19 protein-coding genes and 1 pseudogene are annotated in these 18,539 nt (G+C 67.4%); 11 read left to right on the top strand and 9 right to left on the bottom strand.

Annotation, left to right across the window (positions count from 1 at the left end; translation table 11 throughout):
- Nucleotides 1–140: 140 nt before the first annotated feature.
- The 3 genes from ABZ260_RS25080 (at nt 141) to ABZ260_RS25070 (ending at nt 2,195) form a co-directional block, all read left to right on the top strand.
- A complete protein-coding gene (locus ABZ260_RS25080; protein ID WP_355622125.1) occupies nt 141–503 on the top strand; it encodes an antibiotic biosynthesis monooxygenase in 363 nt (120 codons plus the stop codon).
- Nucleotides 504–626: 123 nt separating this feature from the next.
- Complete coding sequence (locus ABZ260_RS25075) at nt 627–1,286, top strand: DsbA family oxidoreductase (protein ID WP_355622122.1); 660 nt, start codon at nt 627–629, stop codon at nt 1,284–1,286.
- A 51-nt stretch (nt 1,287–1,337) separates the two neighbouring features.
- On the top strand, nt 1,338–2,195 hold the full coding sequence (locus tag ABZ260_RS25070; RefSeq protein ID WP_355622119.1) for an LLM class flavin-dependent oxidoreductase: 858 nt from the start codon (nt 1,338–1,340) through the stop codon (nt 2,193–2,195).
- A 318-nt stretch (nt 2,196–2,513) separates the two neighbouring features.
- Here ABZ260_RS25070 and ABZ260_RS25065 read toward each other — a convergent pair whose 3' ends face one another.
- On the bottom strand, nt 2,514–3,440 hold the full coding sequence (locus tag ABZ260_RS25065; protein WP_355622116.1) for a zinc-binding dehydrogenase: 927 nt from the start codon (nt 3,438–3,440) through the stop codon (nt 2,514–2,516).
- A 97-nt stretch (nt 3,441–3,537) separates the two neighbouring features.
- Between ABZ260_RS25065 and ABZ260_RS25060 the strand changes: the two genes are divergently transcribed.
- Entirely contained in the window at nt 3,538–4,158 is a 621-nt protein-coding gene (locus ABZ260_RS25060; protein WP_355563717.1) for a TetR/AcrR family transcriptional regulator, read from the top strand.
- 169 nt (nt 4,159–4,327) lie between these two features.
- On the opposite strand, the gene ABZ260_RS25055 is transcribed toward ABZ260_RS25060, so the two are convergent.
- Nucleotides 4,328–5,326: a helix-turn-helix domain-containing protein gene (locus ABZ260_RS25055; protein WP_355622113.1), complete on the bottom strand. Its 999-nt coding sequence runs from the start codon at nt 5,324–5,326 to the stop codon at nt 4,328–4,330.
- A gap of 179 nt (nt 5,327–5,505) precedes the next feature.
- On the opposite strand from ABZ260_RS25055, the gene ABZ260_RS25050 reads away from it, so the two are divergent.
- Nucleotides 5,506–7,161, top strand: a complete 1,656-nt coding sequence (locus ABZ260_RS25050) for a serine hydrolase (RefSeq protein ID WP_355622110.1) — start codon at nt 5,506–5,508, stop codon at nt 7,159–7,161.
- 106 nt (nt 7,162–7,267) lie between these two features.
- Here ABZ260_RS25050 and ABZ260_RS25045 read toward each other — a convergent pair whose 3' ends face one another.
- Both ABZ260_RS25045 and ABZ260_RS25040 read right to left on the bottom strand, forming a co-directional pair.
- A complete protein-coding gene (locus ABZ260_RS25045; protein WP_355622108.1) occupies nt 7,268–7,675 on the bottom strand; it encodes an NmrA family NAD(P)-binding protein in 408 nt (135 codons plus the stop codon).
- On the bottom strand, nt 7,672–8,037 hold the full coding sequence (locus ABZ260_RS25040) for an SgcJ/EcaC family oxidoreductase (protein WP_355622106.1): 366 nt from the start codon (nt 8,035–8,037) through the stop codon (nt 7,672–7,674). Before ABZ260_RS25040 ends, ABZ260_RS25045 begins: the two co-directional genes overlap by 4 nt.
- Before the next feature lie 102 nt (nt 8,038–8,139).
- Between ABZ260_RS25040 and ABZ260_RS25035 the strand changes: the two genes are divergently transcribed.
- Nucleotides 8,140–8,784: a helix-turn-helix domain-containing protein gene (locus tag ABZ260_RS25035; protein ID WP_355622103.1), complete on the top strand. Its 645-nt coding sequence runs from the start codon at nt 8,140–8,142 to the stop codon at nt 8,782–8,784.
- A 44-nt stretch (nt 8,785–8,828) separates the two neighbouring features.
- Nucleotides 8,829–9,005, top strand: a complete 177-nt coding sequence (locus ABZ260_RS25030; RefSeq protein WP_355622100.1) for a hypothetical protein — start codon at nt 8,829–8,831, stop codon at nt 9,003–9,005.
- 6 nt (nt 9,006–9,011) lie between these two features.
- On the opposite strand, the gene ABZ260_RS25025 is transcribed toward ABZ260_RS25030, so the two are convergent.
- Together ABZ260_RS25025 and ABZ260_RS25020 are read right to left on the bottom strand one after the other, a co-directional pair.
- Nucleotides 9,012–9,848 (bottom strand): alpha/beta hydrolase, encoded by an 837-nt coding sequence (locus ABZ260_RS25025; protein ID WP_355622097.1) that lies wholly within the window; start codon nt 9,846–9,848, stop codon nt 9,012–9,014.
- Between the two features lie 155 nt (nt 9,849–10,003).
- Nucleotides 10,004–10,669, bottom strand: coding sequence for a DUF4097 family beta strand repeat-containing protein (locus ABZ260_RS25020; RefSeq protein WP_355567268.1), 666 nt, complete (start codon nt 10,667–10,669; stop codon nt 10,004–10,006).
- 238 nt (nt 10,670–10,907) lie between these two features.
- Here ABZ260_RS25020 and ABZ260_RS25015 point away from each other — a divergent pair.
- The 4 genes and pseudogenes from ABZ260_RS25015 to ABZ260_RS25000 all read left to right on the top strand — a co-directional run.
- Nucleotides 10,908–11,114: pseudogene (locus tag ABZ260_RS25015) on the top strand (helix-turn-helix domain-containing protein); the annotation flags it as partial.
- A 93-nt stretch (nt 11,115–11,207) separates the two neighbouring features.
- Nucleotides 11,208–11,663 carry a MarR family transcriptional regulator gene (locus ABZ260_RS25010; RefSeq protein ID WP_355622128.1) on the top strand — a complete coding sequence of 152 codons (456 nt, stop codon included), beginning with the start codon at nt 11,208–11,210 and terminating at the stop codon, nt 11,661–11,663.
- Nucleotides 11,664–11,809: 146 nt separating this feature from the next.
- Nucleotides 11,810–14,440, top strand: coding sequence for a LuxR family transcriptional regulator (locus ABZ260_RS25005; protein ID WP_355622094.1), 2,631 nt, complete (start codon nt 11,810–11,812; stop codon nt 14,438–14,440).
- Nucleotides 14,441–14,938: 498 nt separating this feature from the next.
- Entirely contained in the window at nt 14,939–16,120 is a 1,182-nt protein-coding gene (locus ABZ260_RS25000; protein WP_355622091.1) for a phytase, read from the top strand.
- Between the two features lie 393 nt (nt 16,121–16,513).
- On the opposite strand, the gene ABZ260_RS24995 is transcribed toward ABZ260_RS25000, so the two are convergent.
- The 3 genes from ABZ260_RS24995 to ABZ260_RS24985 all read right to left on the bottom strand — a co-directional run.
- A complete protein-coding gene (locus ABZ260_RS24995; RefSeq protein WP_355622088.1) occupies nt 16,514–17,200 on the bottom strand; it encodes a hypothetical protein in 687 nt (228 codons plus the stop codon).
- Nucleotides 17,197–17,451 (bottom strand): hypothetical protein, encoded by a 255-nt coding sequence (locus tag ABZ260_RS24990; RefSeq protein WP_355622085.1) that lies wholly within the window; start codon nt 17,449–17,451, stop codon nt 17,197–17,199. The genes ABZ260_RS24995 and ABZ260_RS24990 overlap by 4 nt, the downstream gene beginning before the upstream one ends.
- 67 nt (nt 17,452–17,518) lie before the next feature.
- On the bottom strand, nt 17,519–18,539 hold a 1,021-nt coding region (locus ABZ260_RS24985; RefSeq protein WP_355622082.1), incomplete at its 5' end, for an FAD-dependent oxidoreductase.

Below are 18,539 nucleotides of genomic sequence, written 5' to 3'. Positions count from 1 at the left end.
AACACCTCCGACACGAACACCCTGCCGTGGTCAATCACCACGGTGTCAGCCGCTACTGTGAGCTTTGACCTCAACCGCGGTTGAGGTTGCAGGATGAGCGACCAGGGAATGTCCGGCATCTGACCATGAGGAGCATGTAGGTGAGCACGGACACCGGCTTTTACTCGATCATCGACTACACCGTCGACGGCTTTGATACCCAACGGGAGTTCGTGGCGGCCTTCGCGGAGATCCAGGAGCGGTGGGTGCGTTTCTATCCCGGATACCGGTCGGCTCGCTTCCATGTGAGCACCGACGGCACCCGTGTGTACAACATCGTGCACTGGGCCAGCGAGGCGGACTACCGCAACTTCGTGGAGACCTCGGACACCGAAGGCCGGATAGCCGCCATCGGCAAGGCCCTGGAGGGGCTGTCCGGCAAGGCCGAGGCGCGCATGAGCGGGATTCCCACCTACACCGTCGCCCGGGAGGTTGATCCCGGGCCGCAGCGCCTCGACTCCTGATCGAGCCGGAACCCCGTTCAGCGGGCACCTTGACCGGCCTGAGCGCCAGGCCGATGGCAAGGGCGACGCGGCGGCGAGGCGAACACCTGTGGCCCAGCAGTCACCGATCATCAAAGGACGTCCATGAAGGTAGAGATATACGCCGATGTGCTGTGCCCGTGGTGCTACATCGGCAAGAGACGCCTGACGGCGGCACTGGACAATATCGCCGACCGTGCCAGGGTGGAGATCATCTGGCGCAGTTACGAGCTCGCCCCGGAGGAAGGCCGGATCCCCGGCACAACGGCCGCCGAGGCCATGGCCGGATGGTGGGGTGACCAGGCGCCGATCCGCGTCGCCCGGATTCAGGCCCTGGGCGCCGCGGAAGGCCTGGAACTCAACCTGCATCTGGCCCGGCCGGTCAATACCTTCGACGCGCACCGGCTGTGCCATCTGGCGGCCGGCCGCGGGCGGGCCGACCAGATGATGGAGCGCCTGCTTCGCGCCTATCACACCGAGGGGCTGAACGTGGCCGACTCGCGGGTTCTGCAGCGCCTGGGTGCCGAGGCCTGCCTCGATGCCGACCAGGTGCGCGCCGTCCTCGCCGGTGACGACTACGCCGAGGAGGTGCGGGCCGATCGATGTCGTGCGGCCGAGCACGGCGTCACCGGCGTCCCCTCGCTGGTGATCGACGGCAGGCCACCGATCTCTGGTGTCCAGCCCGCCGCCGAGCTACGTCGGCTGCTGGAGCACGGCTCGCTCCGCCCGCACGATGTCCCGGCCACGCCTGATCGGACCGGCTGACGCCCATCCGCATCGGCTTCTGCATATTCTCTGAAAGGAATGGCACCGACGATGGATATCGGTATCGGGTTGCCCGGGCATGCTCGGTGGGCCGATGGCAGGACCCTGGTGGAGTGGGCGCGCCGCGCGGAGGCGCGAGGCTTCTCCACCCTCAGCGTCAGTGATCGCCTGGCATGGTCGACGCCGGAGCCGCTGATCACCCTGGCTGCCGCCGCGGGCGTCACCTCGCGCATCCGGCTCCTCACCAGTGTGCTTCTCGCGCCGTTGCGTACCAACCATGCGCTGTTCGCCAAGGCGGTCACCACGCTGGACCAGCTCGCAGGTCCGGACCGTCTGCACCTGGGTCTTGCTCCGGGCGTCCGGGAAGACGACTTCGTCCTCAGCGATGTGGACTACAGCATCAGAGGAGAGCGGTTCGACCGTCTCCTGGATCGCCTCGCGGCCGCATCAGCCCCCGATGGCCCCATCGGCCCAGGGCCGGCCACACCAGGCGGACCTCCCCTGCTGTTCGGCGGCAACTCAAAGGCGACCCTGCGCCGCATCGCCTCCTACGGGACGGGATGGATCGCCGGAGACGCCACCGTCCAGGACGTGCAGGACTTCGCACCCCACATCCGGCAGGCGTGGGCCGAAGCCGGCAGAACCGGGTCGCCGCGCCTGGTCGCATCGGTGATGTACGCCCTCGGCCCTGACGCCGAGGCCGCGGTCTCTGGCGCCATCGGCTCGTACTACGCCTTCGCCGGCGAAGAGTACGCGCAGTACGGCATCTCCATCGCCCACACCTCACCAGAGCAGATCACCGCCGCGATCACTGATTTCGACCGGATCGGCTGCCATGAGTTGATCTTCATGGGAAACGATCCCGATCCTGGGCAGGTGGACCTCCTGGCCGACGCGATCGGCCTCTAGGAACGCAAGAGCCCAGGAATGTTTCGGCCTCGAGTCCGGCAGCCTCGCGTCGTCGCGGCCCGAACCGGTTCAAGCTGAGGATCAGCTCGGCCAGCTCCCGGTTGCGGGCTTCGCCGCCCGGCAGAGCGCCCGGTGGGGTGAGGGCGCCACAGCGGTGGCCTCCGATTCCACCCACTTCTTCGCGTTCGACCAGAACATTTTCACCGAGGGGCATTCGAGGTATCGGCTTCTCCTACCCGCTGCCGGTGCCGACGCTGACCCGGCCGATCCGGTGGGAGGTCACGAGAACAACGGGGACCACCACCCGGCTGTGGTCAGTCAGTCGGCCACCGCCGGTTCTACGTCCAGGACCACCTTGCCCGCGATGCGCCGCTCCAGTAGCGCTTGGGCGGCCTCGGTGACGCGTTCCCAGGAACCGCGCCAGTCGACCTCCGGGGAAAGCCTCCCGGCCGCCACGAACCCCAGCAGGGTGGCCAGGTCCGGGCCGACCTCATGGACGTCGCCGAACGTGCTCATCGTCTTGGCCGGGCCGATGGAGAACAGTGAATACGGTGCGAACACCGCCGGCTCGTCTGACGCCCAGCCGATGTTCTGCACACCCCCGCCTGGCGCGAGGAGTTCCCAGGCTGCGGCCAGCTGTGGTCCGCCCACATTGTCGAGGATGAGGTCGACCGGCCGATCGATGCCCTGCAGGCCGACCACCACCTCGTGGGCGCCCAGGTCGGTCAAGCCGTCGGCGCGGGCCGCCGATCCCACCGAGGCGATGACATGGGCACCGCCCAAGGCCGCCAATTGGACCGCGTAACGGCCGACGCCGCCGGCCGCTCCGGTGATCAGTACCCGCCGGCCCAGGATGGAACGGGAACGCAACGTGCGCAGCGCCGTGATGCCGGCCATCGGCAGCGCGGCGGCGTCGGCGAGGTCGACCTGGGCGGGGACTTCGGCCACCGCGGTGGTGTCCACGGCCATCCGCTGTGCCCACGCTCGGGCGCCGAACGCCGCGACTCTGGCGCCTACGGCGGGGCCGGTGCCGTCGACCGCGGCGCGTACGACGACACCGGCGGCATCGTAGCCGTGCACGGTTCCGGCCGGACGCCGACCGGCGAACGCCACCTCGCCGCGGTTGAGCGAGATGTGCCGGACATCGAGCACCAGTTGGTTGGGTGCGGGCTGGGGTTCTGCGGCCGTCCCCAGACGCAGGGATCCCGGGGCGTCAGGATCAATGACGAGCGCGCGTATGTCCATGGAGTGCTCCTTCGTGGACAGGCAATAATCCGGACTAATAGTCCGTTTCGCGTACGATAGCATATGTGGACCGACAGTCCGCCTCGAGGTGATACCGATGGCCCAACAACGCGCCGAGCGCGTCGACGCGACCCGCAACCGCCGCGCGGTGCTCCACGCGACTGAGCAGCTTCTGGCCGAAGGTGGCGGAGACCACGTGTCGCTCGACCGCGTTGCCGCCCTTGCCGGAGTCGGGAAGGGCACCGTGTTCCGTCGCTTCGGTAACCGCGCCGGACTGCTACAGGCGCTGCTGGAGGAAAGGTCTCGCGAGCTACGCGACGCGGTCAAGAATGGACCCCCGCCTTTGGGGCCCGGAGCACCCGCCCGGGACCGGATGCTCGCCTTCCTCGACGGACTCGGCGCGATCGCCGAAGGCAACGCCGTCCTGCTGTCCGCGCACGAGCAAGCGTGCGCCGAGGACAAGTACGACGACCCCAGCTACCGGTTCTGGCACCGCCACCTCAGCGCCCTGCTCGCCGATGGACGCCCCGATCTCGACGCCGACTTCCTGGCCCACGCCCTGCTCGCTGTCTTCGATGGCGATCTGGTCCGCCAGATGACACCGGCCGACGATCCCCGCCGCTTCACCCGCTCAGTCCAGCAGATGGCCACGGCACTGCTCGGTCGTGATGATCGCCAAGGTGTCCATCTACGACCGATTCCTGAACAGGATCAGTGACCGGCGATTCGTGTCCTGTCTTGTCAATCATGAGGCACGGCATGCTCCGTACCCGCGGTGCCTCAGGTTGGACGAGACCGGGTCCAGCCGAGATACGGGGAAACCAGCCATGGGTCGATCTTGAGTGCGGTTTCCGCAGGTAGAACCCGCGGTTAGCGGTCGATCGTGATCAGTTTGAGGGTGTCCTCCTTTTTCTTGCCGGCGGACTGACGATCAGTGCGTCGCGTTGCGCGGAGCTCAGGCGGTCAGGCCTCGGGGCGATGGCGTACCCGCCGCGCCCGACCCGCTCCACGGTGAGCGGGTCGGAGAGGATCGGACGACGGCTGATCGCGTCCAGGGCGTCGGCCGCCCGCTGGATGGGCCAGTCCAGTGCCGTGGCGAGTTCGTCCACGGTGAGTGGCCGAGCGGCGTACACCAGCGCGGCCAGCACTGTCAGCGCGTCGTGCACGACGGCGTCGGTGAGGCCGCTGTCGTTCATCTGCTCGCTGATCCAGGTGAAGAACTGAGCCATCTGGCCCAGCCGGGTGCCGGCGGGCGTGCCGGTGCCGAAGATCTCGATCCCGTGCCGCGCGGCCACCGCGACCTCGGCGTGTGCCCCTGTGTCGGCTTTGAACGCCCGGAGCCAGACGTCGTCGTCGATGACGTACCGCTCGCGGCGGCCGGAGTCCTGTGTGCGCCTGACCAGCTCGATCGCCTCGAGGTAGCCGATGGCCTTGGACACCGACGCCGGGCTGACCTGTAGCCGGCGTACGAGTTCGGCGGACGTCAGGCCCCCGGAGCCGGAGGTGAGCAGGCAGACGAACACGCGAGCGGGCATCCGGGGAAGGCCGGTCCCGACCAGCAGCGTCGCGAACTGCTCCACGAAACCGCGCACGGACTCGGTCGGATGCCCGTCGGCTGGTGGCTCCGCGGCCTGAACCGGTCTGCGGCGGTGGGCGCGCTGCCCGGCGGCCTGCTGGGCGTGGTCGGCCAGGTAGCCGCTGGGTGCGCTGTTGCGTGCCACTTCGCGGCTGATCGTGGATGTGGGTCTGCCCAGCCGCCTGGCGATCTCGGCGTATCCCAGCCCTTCGGCCAGCCAGATCGCGATCTGCCGGCGATCCTCGTGGCTCAGCCTGCCTCCGGGCATCGGCTCGCCCCCCTGTCGGTTCGGGTTCACGGGTGCGTTCACCAACAGTACATTGCAACGGCTGGTTGGCGTGGATTGCATTTACCAACAACGCTGTTGCAACGATCGGTATGAAAGTCCAGCATTAAAGCACATTGCTGGAGGTTTCTCGTTGACGAGATTTGAAATGCAACGTAGCCTTTTCCCGCTTGGAAAGAATCGGACAGGACAAGGAACCCCTTATGGCAAGAGCGTTGGATGTGGCCCGGATGCGAGCTCGCGTCTCCGAGCTGCTCGCGGAGTACCGGATTCCGGGTGCCACGATCGGCGTCCTCAGCGACGGGGAGATCACCGACTTCGCGGTCGGCGTCAAGAACATCTCAACGCGGGAGCCCGCGACGACCGACACCATCTACCAGTGCGGCTCCGTATCCAAGACATGGACCGCCCTCGCCTTCATGCAGCTCGTCGACGAGGGGAAAGTCGCCCTGGACGAGCCGGTGCGGACCTACCTTCCTGATTTCCGGGTCGCCGACCCCGACGTCAGCGCCAAGGTCACACCCCGCCATCTCCTCAACCACACCAACGGCATCGAGGAGAACTACGGAGACCCGGGCGAGGACGACGACGTGTACAAGCGCATGGTGGAGAACATCGCCGGCGCATGCCAGGTCCACCCCTTGGGCCACACTCACGGCTACAGCGCGGCCCTGGGCTACGCGATCCTCGCCCGCATCATGGAGGTGAGCGACGGCAGGCGGTGGGACGACATCATGAAAGATCGCCTGTTCGACCCCTTGGGACTGACCTCGACGAGCAGCCGGCGTGAGCACGCGGACCAGAACCGGGCCGCGACCGGATACCTGATCCGATCCCTCGAAGAGGGACCCATCCTCTCACCGCTGGGTCACCTGCCGCGCTCCTTCGGCCCCGGAGGCAACGTCAACACGACAGCCCGGGAATTGCTCATGATGGCGTACGTCTTCCTCAACGGAGGAAAGGCGCCGAACGGGACCGGAATCGTCTCACCCGGCATCATCCGCGAGATGACGGAGTCGCGGGTCCCCATACCTGACCCGTACATGTTCGGGCCGGAATGGGCACTCGGCCTCATCGTATGCGATTGGCACGGCCAAACCGTCTACGCCCACGACGGCAGCGCAGTCAGCCAGAGCGCCCGCCTGCGGATCCTGCCGGAATCGAACATCGCCGTCTCGATGCTGGCGAACGCCGGGCCGCGCGACAGCTTCTACCGGAAGGTGTTCAACGAAATCCTGGCCGACCTCGGCGTGGTCACGATCCCCGATCTGCCGGAGCCCGACCCGGCCCTGGCCCTCGATCTGTCCAGGTACGAAGGCTCCTACGAGCGCCCCGGCACCCGCTACGAAGTGGCGGCCGACCGCGGAAAACTCCACCTCAAATTCACCCTGAACCCCATGGAGGCGCAACTCCTCAATAAACCAGAACAGCTCGACTACGAGCTGTCCCCGATCAGCGAGGCCCACTTCTTGATGCCTTCGGACGATCCGCTCGAGGACCCTCAGACCGTCGCGATCTACGACTTCAAGAATGGTGCCGCACAGTATCTTCACATCAATTGCCGAGTGAATCCGAGAGTCAATGAGGAGGGGGCCACGGTGCACGTCATGGCTGTTTCCACGGTTTCCGACAACGACGGCTTCTGGGATTCCCTGAAGAAGGCGTACGGCCGGCTTCCCAAGGGTGCCAAGTGGACGCTGGCGGTGGCGAGCACCGACGGGACCAAGGTGGTGAACGTCATCGTCCATGACTCGATCGACGGCGTCAGGAGCTTCTTCGAGGATCACGCCGGCCCCTTCGCCACGACAGAATACTTCGAGGCCGACGCGTCCAACGCGGTCGGCCTCCCGACGACGTAGCCGCTCCTTGCACTGCCGTCCGCCCAAGCCGCGATGGCGGCGCACCATTCGGATCCATGCGACCGTTGTCCTGCTTGGGGGTACGTGCGGTCCTCGACCACTACGTTCAGGCCGCCCGCGACCCGGGCCACCGGGGACCGACGCCGGCGACCGGCTGGGCATCTCCAAGCGTGCCGATCTCGACGTCGACGCCGCCCTGGGCGGCGCCCAGGTTGCAGCCGTAGGCGGACGCCACCAGTGTGCCCTGACGTACCTCCGCCTTGAGGGTCTCTGGCTCGTAGGCCGGCACCTGCATGCTGAACACCGTGTCGACCGCGCGCATGGCGGCCTCGAGTGAGACGGCGTCCTCCATGTCGCCGCGGACGAACTCGGCGCCTGCCGCACTCAGGTCCTTGGCCGCGGGTTCGCCGAGGTCGCGGACCAGTACGCGGACCTGCCATCCCCGCTTCAGCAGGTGCCTGATGGTCGTGCCACCCTGGTTGCCCGTGCCGTCGATGATCAAGGCGCGCCTCATGAGTCGACCACCGGAGTCGTCTGAGCGAGGGCGATCAGCCACCGTCCATCGTTCTTGACGAGCACGAACGTCAGTGCACCGCGCCGGCCGTCGCTGACGTGCTTGATCAGATTGGCCAGGGCCACGTCCTCACGCAGGAACGTGACGTTCAGCAACTCGTTCCTGGTGATGACGTCCTTCAGCGGTGTCTCCAGAGCCTTGGTCATGACCTCGCGCACCTGGTCACGGCCCTGCAGCCGGACACCGCCGAAGTTGACGAGTGACACGTTCTTGGCGAGTAGCCCGGTGAACCCGTCCACGTCGCTCTGTAGTTCTTCGGCGTCGCGGACGACCTGCTCGATCGCCGCTGTCTCGGTATTCATCACCATGTCTCCACTAATCATCTCTGCTTGCGGAGCGATTCACTCCGGTGCGATGACGGTATATCGGAGTGGATCGCTCCGCAACTTGGTAGGCTTGCCGTGATGGCCACACGCAACGACCGCGCAGAACGCAACGACCGCGCGCTACTCCAAGCCGCCCGCGCCGTCCTCGCCGAGGACGGCGCACACGCCTCCGTCGCTACCATCGCCGCCAGGGCGGGAGTCGGCATCGGCAGCCTCTACCGGCGCTACCGGACCAAGGAGGAGCTGTTCCAACGGCTCAGCGTCCTATCCCTGGAGCACTGGATCGAGGCGGCCGAACAGGGCCTGGCCGACCCCGACCCGTGGGCCGGACTCGCCGGGTTCATCAAAGACAGCGTGGAGTTCGGCCAGGGAACGATGGCCCCGATCGCCGGGGCCATCGAGGTGACCGATGAGATGAGTGCGAAGTCCCGCCGCGGCGACGACCTGCTCGACGCCCTGGTGCGGCGCGCACACGGCGCCGGGACACTCCGCCCCGACGTCACCGTCACCGACATCTCACTCATGATCGAACAGCTCGGCCGCTCCCCGCTCGTCGACCAGCTCCGCAAACAAGGCAGGGACGACCTGCTTCCCGCGGCCACCCAGGCACGCGCGCGACTGATCACCATCGCGCTTGACGGACTGCGCTCCGGCTCCCCCGGCCGGCTCCCCGGCGACCCCCCGGGCGAGGAGCTGTTCACCGCTCGCTGGGCTCCAGCCTGATCGCCCACGAGGGGCCTGCGGATGCGGCGCTGCCCGGCGATCTGGTGGCCACGCTGAAGACGCCGGAGGGCAGGCGGTACTCAGAGCTGGAGCGGCTACGCCGGCCGCCGACGAAGACGGGCACCGCGTTCGCCCCGCGTGAGGGCCTGCGGCCATTGCGCCACCCGGACACGGTCGAGCTGGACGCGGTCGAGCTGGACGATGGTGGCGAGGACGTGTAGTTGTCGTCAGTCCGCTGGTCGTGTCTTCAGCGCCGCCCGCCGGTCGAGGGCGGCGATCTCACGTACGGCCTCGGCGATGGCCGGGAAGTCCTTCTTGAGGATCGCACCGTGGTTGCTGGTGACCTTCGCGCCGATCTGGATGTTCGGGTTGCGGGCGGTCACCGCATCGAGACTGGTGCGTATCCGTTCCTGCTCATCACCGCGGCTCCCGAAGGACGTCCCCGAAGCAACGACATACCGCACCGGGACGGTGACGTTGTCCAGCACCGGGCCCAGCTCGCGCTCGCGGGAGAGCCTGCCGAGCTCGATGTTGCTGTTCGCCTGCTGTTCGGCGGTCATCCGCGGGGCCAGGCCCGTCGGGCGCAGCAGCGGCAGGAACCAGCTCATCCGCCGAAACAGCTTCCGGATCCGCTGCTCCATGGCCTCGTCGAGCCAGTCGTACGGGAACGCGCCGTCGACCAGGACCGCGCCCAGGGCACGCTCCGGATTCCGGCTGGCCCAGTGCGCCGCGACGACCGCGCCGTAGGACCAGCCCACCAGCAGCGCCCGGTCCACACCCCTGGCCGCGAGAACGGCATCGACATCCCGGACGGCGACCTCGAAGGAATAGTCCGCCGAACGCTTCGATTTGCCGCGGGCCCGCTCGTCGTAGGTGATGTGCCGCCACCCCGTCCCCAGTTCGGCGATGACCCGCCGCCAGTACCCCTGAGTGGCGAACTGGCCGTTGAGGTAGACCACAGGGATACCGGCACCGCCGGTGTCGGTGACGGCCAGGGCCGTATCGTCAACCGGCACCATGCCGGTCCAGGCCGAGTTGGTGGAGAAGGTGCTGTTCTTCGTCATGTGTTCCACCTGGTCGCGTTAGACGTCTTGTGCGGCTTCTCCAGGCCCTGCACGTGGATCGCAGGCCCCCTCGGGACGGACGGCCGAGTCCTCGGCGACGACCGACAGGATCTCGATCGTGGTGGGCCCGGCCGGATAGTCCTGGTCCTGCTTCTTTAGAGGCTGCGGGCGGTGATGTCGCCGTGGGAGGTGGTGGCGCGGATGTCGAGTTCGGCGGTGCCATCGTTCTTGAGGGCGTTGCTGACGCGGCCGTAGCCGGTGCCGGCGTCCAGGGCGGCCGAGACGCCGGCGGCGGCGGCGACCGAAATGTCGCCGGACTGGGTGCGGAGCACGACCGTGCCGCGCACGGCCTCGGTGATCCGGATGTCGCCCCTCGCGGTGCTGATCTCCGCGGGGCCGTTGAGCCGGCCGACCTCGACGTCGCCGTCGATCGCAGTGAGGCGGACGCTCGCGGCCTCGTCGATCTTGATCTGGTGGTACGCGCCTTCGAAGGCGATGTCGCCGAGGCGTCCGACGCCGCGGAGCTCGGCGCCGGCGGCCTTGGCCTCGATGCGGGAGCCGGCGGGCAGCTGGACGGTGACCTCCAGGGATCCGGAGGGGCCGAAGAGCTGGTTGTCGGGGGTCGAGGCCGTGATCCGCAGAACGCCGTCGGCGTAGGCGACGGTGGTCTGCTCGGCGGTCTTGGTGTCGCGGCTCTTGGAGGGGTTGGCTGGCAGGACCTCGACGGTGGTGTCGGCGCGGTCCGCGGCGATGAACTGGATGCGTCCGGCGGGGATGTCCAGGACGGCGGAGATCGGGGCGGGGGTGTCGAACTTCTGCATCGTGCTCTCCCGTGCTCGTTCGTTGTTTCTGATACCGGAAACGCTACGTTGCTTTCCAAAATCCAACAACATACTTGTTGCACAGAATCGAGATTTACGCAGGTAGAAGCTGGAAAACTGTTGCAACGGTCTTGAGGATAACGCAACGGCAACTGCCTCGATCATTGCAATGAATGAGAAGTGAACGCTATAGTGGGAGGGTCAGGGACCGCCACGAAGGATCACCAAGGAGATCGCGATGCCGGGAGGCAGGCTCACCCAGCAGGAACGCCGGCAGATCGCGCTGGGTCTGGCCGACAGCCTCCCCTACGCCGAGATCGCCCGACGCCTCGACCGTCCGACCTCGACGATCACGCGTGAGGTGATGCGCAACGGCGGCCCCACCGCCTACCGCGCCGACCTGGCCCACCGCGCCACCGAACGCCGCGCCCACCGGCGCAGGCCCGCCTCCTCCCGAGGGCCGGAGTCAGTCCCCCAGCCGCACGGACGCGACGCCGAGGCCGTGGCCGAGTATGAGGAGACGTTCACCGCCGTCCTCATGGCTTCGGGCCTGACCAAGATGACGGCCCGGGTGCTGACCTGCCTGTTCACCACCGACGCGGGCAGCCTTACCGCGTCCCAACTCGCCCAGCGCCTCCAGGTCAGCCCGGCGTCCATCTCCAAAGCGATCGCCTTCCTGGAGAGCCAGAGCCTCGTCCGCCGAGAACGCGGCGAACGCCGCCGCGACCGCTACGTCGTCGACGACGAACTCTTCTACCAGGCGACGATCGCCAGCGCCCGATCCAACGACCAGCTCGTCGAAACCGCACGCCAAGGCGTCGCCATCCTCGGCCCCCACACCCCCGCCGCCAACCGCCTGGAGAACATCGCCCGCTTCCTCGACTTCATCAGCGAAAGCATCACCCGCGCCGCCGAACAGGCCCGCGAAGTCCTCCACACCAAACCCGAAAGAACCTCAGACGACACCGCTCAACCAAGCCCAGGCCGCGGATAGTCAGCCGTCTCGATCGTCAGGTCAGTCCCTCTACAGCACCTGGAGCACCAGGGGATCACCACCGATGTCCACGATGGTCATGGCCTGGGGATGATGTAACCGAATCACACTTCCCGGCGATGATGCAGTTTCCTAATGTTGACCGTATGAAGCCGAGTTGGCCATTCGTGGGGCGGCTGGAGGAGCTGCGGTTCCTGGACGAAGCGACGCGGGGGGCCGGCGGTCTGCGCGGTGTGGTGCTCGCGGGAGCGGCCGGGGTGGGTAAGACCTGGCTGGCTCGGCAGGCGGTCGCGCTGGCCGGTGAACGCGGTGCCGTCACCCGCTGGGTCGTTGGGTCAGGGTCGGGACGCAGCCTCCCGTTGGGGGCGTTCGCGGCGTTGCTGGGCCCGATGAGCGGCGATCCGACGTCTTTGCTGGGGGAGGCGAGCCGGGCACTTGTTGCCGGTGCCGGTCGAGCCGAAGTCGTGCTCGGGATTGACGACGCCCACCTGCTCGATGAGGTCTCGGCGCTGCTGGTGCATCAGCTCGTCGTACACGACATGGCGACCGTGGTGGCCACCGTGCGCACCGGCGAGACCGCACCTGCTGCGGTGACCGGTCTGTGGAAAGACGGATATCTCGACCGGCTTGAGGTGCAGCCGTTTCCGCAGCCGCAGACCGGTGCGCTGCTGGAGGCGATCCTTGGTGGACTGGTGGAAGGCGTCAGTGTCAGCCGGATCTGGGCGATCACCCAGGGCAACGCGCTGTACCTACGGCAGCTCGTCGACGGGGAGATCGAGGCTCGTCGGCTGCACCGAATCAGAGGCGTGTGGCGGTGGTCCAGAGAGTCACCGGTGTCGCCAGGATTGGTCGACCTGGTGGCGATCCGGATGGGAGATTTGTCGGAGCCCATGGGTGCGGTGGTGGACCTGCTCGCCCTCGAGGAGCCGCTGGGGGTCCGCCTGCTTACCCGGCTTACCGATCCAATGGCCGTCGAGCAGGCCGAGGCGGCGGGCCTGATCTCCGTCGAGCAGACCGGCCGTCGACTCCAGGCGCGACTGACCCACCCTCTCTACGGGGAGGTACGGCGGGCAGGCATGGGGCTACTGCGGGCGCGCCGGCTCCGTGGCCGAATCAGCCAGGCGCTGGCGGAAACCGGGGCACGCCGGGTCGATGACACACTGCGGCGTGCCGTCCTCGCGGTGGATTCAGACCTCAAACCGGACTGGCGCCTGCTCACCGAGGCGGCCGGGCGCGCTGCCCAGCTGTGCGACCTTCCTTTGGCCGTACGACTCGGACGTGCGGCGCAGGCAGCCGGCGGCGGGTTCGAAGCCCAGGCGATCGTGGTGGCCGCGGTCACCGGTTTGAGCGGCTCCGCGAATGCGGAGATGGCCGCGCTCCTCGCGATGGCCAGCACGGATGCGGAAGTGGTCAGGGCCACGATGATGCATGTGATAGACCTGGCCTGGATGCAGCTGAGACCGAAGGATGCGGAAATGCTTCTCGAGGCGGCTGAGTCGCGGGTCGCGGACAACGGCGGCCGGATGCAGCTGATGGCGCAGCGGTCGATGTTCGAGGGACAGCTCGCACGACCGGTTCGGGCGATCGAGTCCGCGACCACGGCGTTGGCGTCACCGGGACTGCCGGACGGGTCGATAGCCCTTGCCAGCTGCGGATACGTCGCCGGCCTGGCCACAGTGGGCCGCGCCGACGAAATCGGCCCGGCGGTCGCACGTGGCCTCGCGGCGGCGAGTCGCTCGACGGAACTCGCCTACTTGCGCTTCCCGCTGATCGGTCTGCAGGTTACCGGGTTCCGCTTGGCGGGATATCTACAGGAGGCTGCCGACGTCGCACGCGAGTGCCGGGAATCGGCAGTGGGCTTCGATCTTCCTACCGTGATCAGCAGCGTGCTGATGGGAGACGCCATCCTCGCGCAGGGCCGGCCGGTCAGCGCCCTCCAATGGCTGCTCGAGGCCCACGCCGGCCTCGAGCGGTTCGATCACGCCGGCGGCTTCGAGTATGCCTGCCTGATTCCCCTGAGCCGTGCGCTGGTCCTCGCCGGTGACCTGGTCGCCGGTGAGGAGGTGTTAGCGAAACTACGCGCCAACGAGCATCCCACACTGCTGTTTCTCCGGCCTGACATGCTGTTGGCCCAGGCGTGGATGGCCGCCGCACAAGGCGTTTCAAGTGATGCGATCGCGTTTGCGCAACAGGCAGCTTCGGTTGCGGGAGCGGCCGGGCAGTTCGCCCACGAGGTGCAGGCGCTGCACACCGCGGTCTGCTTCGGCGACCGGTCCGTCGTCGAACGGCTCGCCGCTCTGGCCACGCGGGTGGACGGGCCTCGGGCCCGGGCCGCGGCCACGCACGCTGCCGCGCTAGCCGCCGACAACGGCGACGCACTGCGAGCTGCGTCTGTGGAGCTGGAGCAGATGGGAGACCTGCTGGCCGCCGCCGACGCGGCCGCGCAGGCGGCGACCGCATACACCCATGTGGATCGGCGCGGCGCCGCCCAGAGCGCCGTCGCTCGCGTCCATCGGCTGACCGAACGCTGCGAGGGTGTCCGCACTCTCGCGACAATCGCCGCCATCCGGCCGTTGCCACTCACGGACCGCGAACGCGAGATCGCCACTTTGGCCGCACAGGGGATGTCCAACCGGGACATCGCTGACCGCCTGGTCATCTCAATACGTACCGTCGAAAATCACCTGTATAGGGTGAACGCCAGACTTGGCACCACCAGCCGAGCCGAGCTCGCTGCCATACTCACGACGCCTGACCCGGGGGTCAAAGAACAATGAGGTGACCGCAGCGGCTTTCACGTGATCTTGCCGTGCTCGAAGGACTCCCCCAGGCCAGGATGAACGACGTCGGCGCGTCGGCGGGGACCTTCCGGCCGCCGGAAACACCGCCGGCTGGTTCGCCGGCCGCTGTACCGACCAGATGCCATCCAGGGCCACGGCAACGTGCACGGCTACACGGCCAGCTCCAAGCGCGCCGCCGATCCCCGCTTCGACTCAAACAACAGGCCGGTCCTTGTCGCTGAGCGCGGTCCAGTGCTCCGCCGGCTCATCCACGCCTGGCGGCGGACACTCCATGATCTATAGATCATCCGTATGTCCTGACATAACTACGTCCTATTGATTTATGGTGAATTCGTCGTTACGTTCTTGTAGAACCTTATCCCCCCAAAACGAGGAGGCGCAATGCGTCTTCTGTCCAGGCTATTCCTGGCAGCCCTGACGTTCTCGCTGGTAGGAGGGTTGGCGATACCCGCAACCAGCCATAGCGTTCCGTTGGTGGACCCCCAAGTGGAGACCCCTGCCCTGTTCGACGACGAGGCGGGCGGCAACGCCAACGGTGATGACCCGGCGATCTGGGTCCACCCGTCCAAGTCCAGCAAGAGCGTGGTGATCGGCACGGCCAAGGAGGGCGGGCTCTTCGTCTACAACCTCGACGGGCAGCAGCTTCAGCACCTTCCCGCGCCCGCGGCCCCGGGGCCTGACGACGAAGTCGGACGGTTCAACAACGTTGACGTCACCTACGGTTTCGGTGGGCGGGATCTCGCGGTCGTCTCCGACCGTGGCCGGGACCAGCTGCGGATCTATGCCATCGTGGACGGCCAGCTCACCGACGTGACCGACCCGGCTGCGCCGTTCGTGTTCAACACCACCCAGGAGCAGGTCAACGACGCCGAGACCTCGTACGGCCTGGCCACCTGGAAGGACTCCACCGGCACCTACGCGCTGGTCAGCCGCCGCCACAGGACCTCGATCGGCCTGGTCAAGCTTCTTCCCAAGCCGAACGGCAAGGTCGGTTACCAGCTCGTCAGGACACTGAACCTGCCCGCGTCGTTCACCCTGCCGAACGGCCAGAGCTGGACCCCCTGCGACGAGCCGGGCCGGGAGCCGCAGGTCGAGGGCATGGTCGTGGACCAGGAGAGGGACGTCCTCTACGCGGCCCAGGAGGACGTCGGCATCTGGCGGATGCGCGCGGACCTCACCGGAACACCTGTGCTGATGGACAAGGTCCGCGAGTACGGCGTGCCCGCCACCTACGACCCGGCAACGGAGGAGTGCACGCCCGGTACGGACCCGGGCTACGGCGGCCAGCGTCTGACCGCGGATGCCGAAGGTCTCACGATCTACTACCGAGAGAATGGCAAGGGCTACCTGCTGGCCTCCAGCCAGGGCGACAACACCTTCGCCGCCTACCGCAGGGAAGGATCCAACGCCTACCTGGGCCAGTTCCAGATCGGATCGCACAACGGCATCGACGGCGTCGAGCACAGCGACGGCTCGACCGTGCTGAACGTCCCACTGGGCGACTTCGACGAAGGTCTGTTCATCTCACACGACGGCGCCAACACGCCGACCACGCCCGACCGCGAGAACACGAACTTCAAGTTCGCCCACTGGAGTGACATCGCCGACGAACTCGACCTGGACGTGGACACCGACGGCTGGGACCCGCGCGACTGAGCAGCCGGGAAAGCCGTCGGCTACTCGGCGGATTCGAGAGCTCGTTGCAGCACGTAATCGGTTGATCAAGCCGCGAGTACTTTGATCGGACGCTCGGCTGGGATTCCCCAGCCGAGCGTCCGGCGTGGGTGGCTGAACTCGGCATCAGGCTTCACGGGTGTGTTGGAACAGGTCGGTGCTCTTGGGGAAGTATCGGCTGAGCAGGCCGTTGATGCTCGTTCGAGCCTCACCATTACGGGCCGGCCGGGTCACCGCCGAGCGCGAGCAACTTCTCGGTTTGGATCACGAGGTCTTGTTCATCGGTACTACAAGCGGGCATAGCCGACACGCGCTCCGTTCACGCCCTTCAGTGCTCCGGATAGGGCCCTGTCACCGGAACGGTTCGCGGAACAGCTATACAGAACACCCTGACCTGGGGTCTGCTCCGGCTGGGGGATGTTCCGGTGAGGGGTCCCCCAGCGGAACACCACCGCCTCGAACCCTTCGGTTACCTCGCCCCTGGTACGGCGATCCTTGACGGCCCCCCAGCCAAGGTGTCCAGGGCAGCCGTACCGCCTCGATCTCGGAGTCTTTCAGCAGCGCGTCGATGAGTGAGGCGGGCCCTGCCACCTTGGTGGCCCACAGGTCGTAGTCGGTACAGATGACCCACGAGCGGTCCTCGGCCCAGAGGTTGGACGGGCTGAAGTCGACATCGGGGTTGTCGTACAAGATCTCGGCATCGCCGAGGCGACCCGCACGCACATGGAGGTTGTCGAAATCGGTGGCCCCGAGCATTAGCGAGCTGTAGTAGGCCAGGCAGCGGGTGCCCGCGCCCGCAGGGCTATGGGCACGAAGCAGCCTGATCAGGCGATTCCAGGTCTCGCGGTCCATGCTGCCCTCGGTCGGCGGAGCGATCGTGATGGGCCAGCTGCCGTTGACAGGGACGGAAGGGAAGCAGCGGTAGCAGGGCAAGAGGCCGTCGGGAACTACCGGATCGCCGCTGCGTTGCGCGAGGTCGGCCCAGCGCAACCGTTGCCAGCCGGGGCCGGGGTGCTCGGCGCGGCCCAAACCGCCTCCAATGACGGTTCCTACGGTGTTCATGTCGGTGCCACCGACGATCTCGGGGGCGGCACACTTCCATCCACGATCGCGGCGCGGTGGACTTCGTTGTACGAGATGTCGGTGGGGGCCTGGTCGTGCTCGTACATGGAGTTCAGTACCCAGGCTGCGTCCGGGAGCGGGGGCGGCATGAAGCCGGTAAGGCCGTCTCCGGCGAGTTCCCGCAGCCAGTCGGCGGCACTGGACGGTGCGAGCGGCCACCTGGCTGGCAGCGGGGTCGATGGCTGAGGCATCCGACTATCTCCCAGGTCAGAGGAAGATCTGCCTCGCAGAGCTTCGGTGCTGCCGACCTGGCGTGGTCTACGCCTCGATCCCGAGGTCGAGTCGGGTTTCCATGTCGAGGCGGAAACGTCCGTAGGGGTTGACGAGCGTCCAGAAGAGCGGCGACAGGGCTCGTCGGTCCTCGTCAGTGAGCTTGGACGTCCACTTCGGGTCGCGCAGGACGGCTTGCAGAAGCTGGGTGTTAATGAACACCAGCGACGACTGGAGCAGGTGCAGGGCGAGCATGGAGACCTCGGCGTGCTCGCGGTCGGCGCCGGTGAGAACTCCGGGGGCGGCCTGGCACCTCTGATCGCATTGCACGCCGTCGCCCAGGTTCAGTCCGCTGTCGGCCAGCCAGCCGACCGCCGGTATCGAGCCGATGGCCACCAGCACCAGGTCTGCCGGGACGTGGACGCCGTTGTCCAGGCCCACTCCGGTCACCTGGCCATCGCGGCTGGTCAATCCGGTGACCGCAGTGCCGGGGCGGAGCCGCACGCCGTGCTGGATGTTCAGCTCGGCGAGTAGCTGCGCCACATGGTCGCCGAATTGGCGGATCATCGGCGCGGGCAGCGGATCGATCAGGGTGACGTTCAGGCCGAGTTCTCGGGCGACCGCGGCGACCTCCGATCCAAGGAAGCCTGCGCCGACGATGGCCACCGGGGTGGCGGCGAGGAGCCCGTCCCGCAGGGCGAGGGCGTCATCGATGGTGCGCAGCAGGTGCACACCGCCGAGTTCGTGTCCCGCGGGCAGCGCCCGGGGGGTGACTCCCGTGGCGATCACCAGCCCGTCATAAGCAAGCACGCTGCCGTTCGAGAGGGTGAGTTTGCGCGCGTCGGCGTCGAGGGTGGTGGCGGCGATGCCCAGCAGCCGGTCCGCGCCCAGCATGGTGAGGGCGTCGTGGCGCCGCAGCGCCACACGGTCGGGTTCCCACCTGCCGCGCAGGATTTGTTTGGACAGCGGCGGCCGATCGTAGGGCAGCCGCGGCTCCTCACCGACCATGGTCAATGCGCCGGTGAATCCTTTCCGGCGCAGGGCTTCGGCGGCGGTCAGACCCGCCGCC

It is taken from the genome of Streptosporangium sp. NPDC006013, assembly GCF_040614275.1.
Lineage (GTDB): Bacteria > Actinomycetota > Actinomycetes > Streptosporangiales > Streptosporangiaceae > Streptosporangium.
Note: the sequence above shows the minus strand (reverse complement) of the source record. Positions and strands in the feature narration are given on the sequence as shown.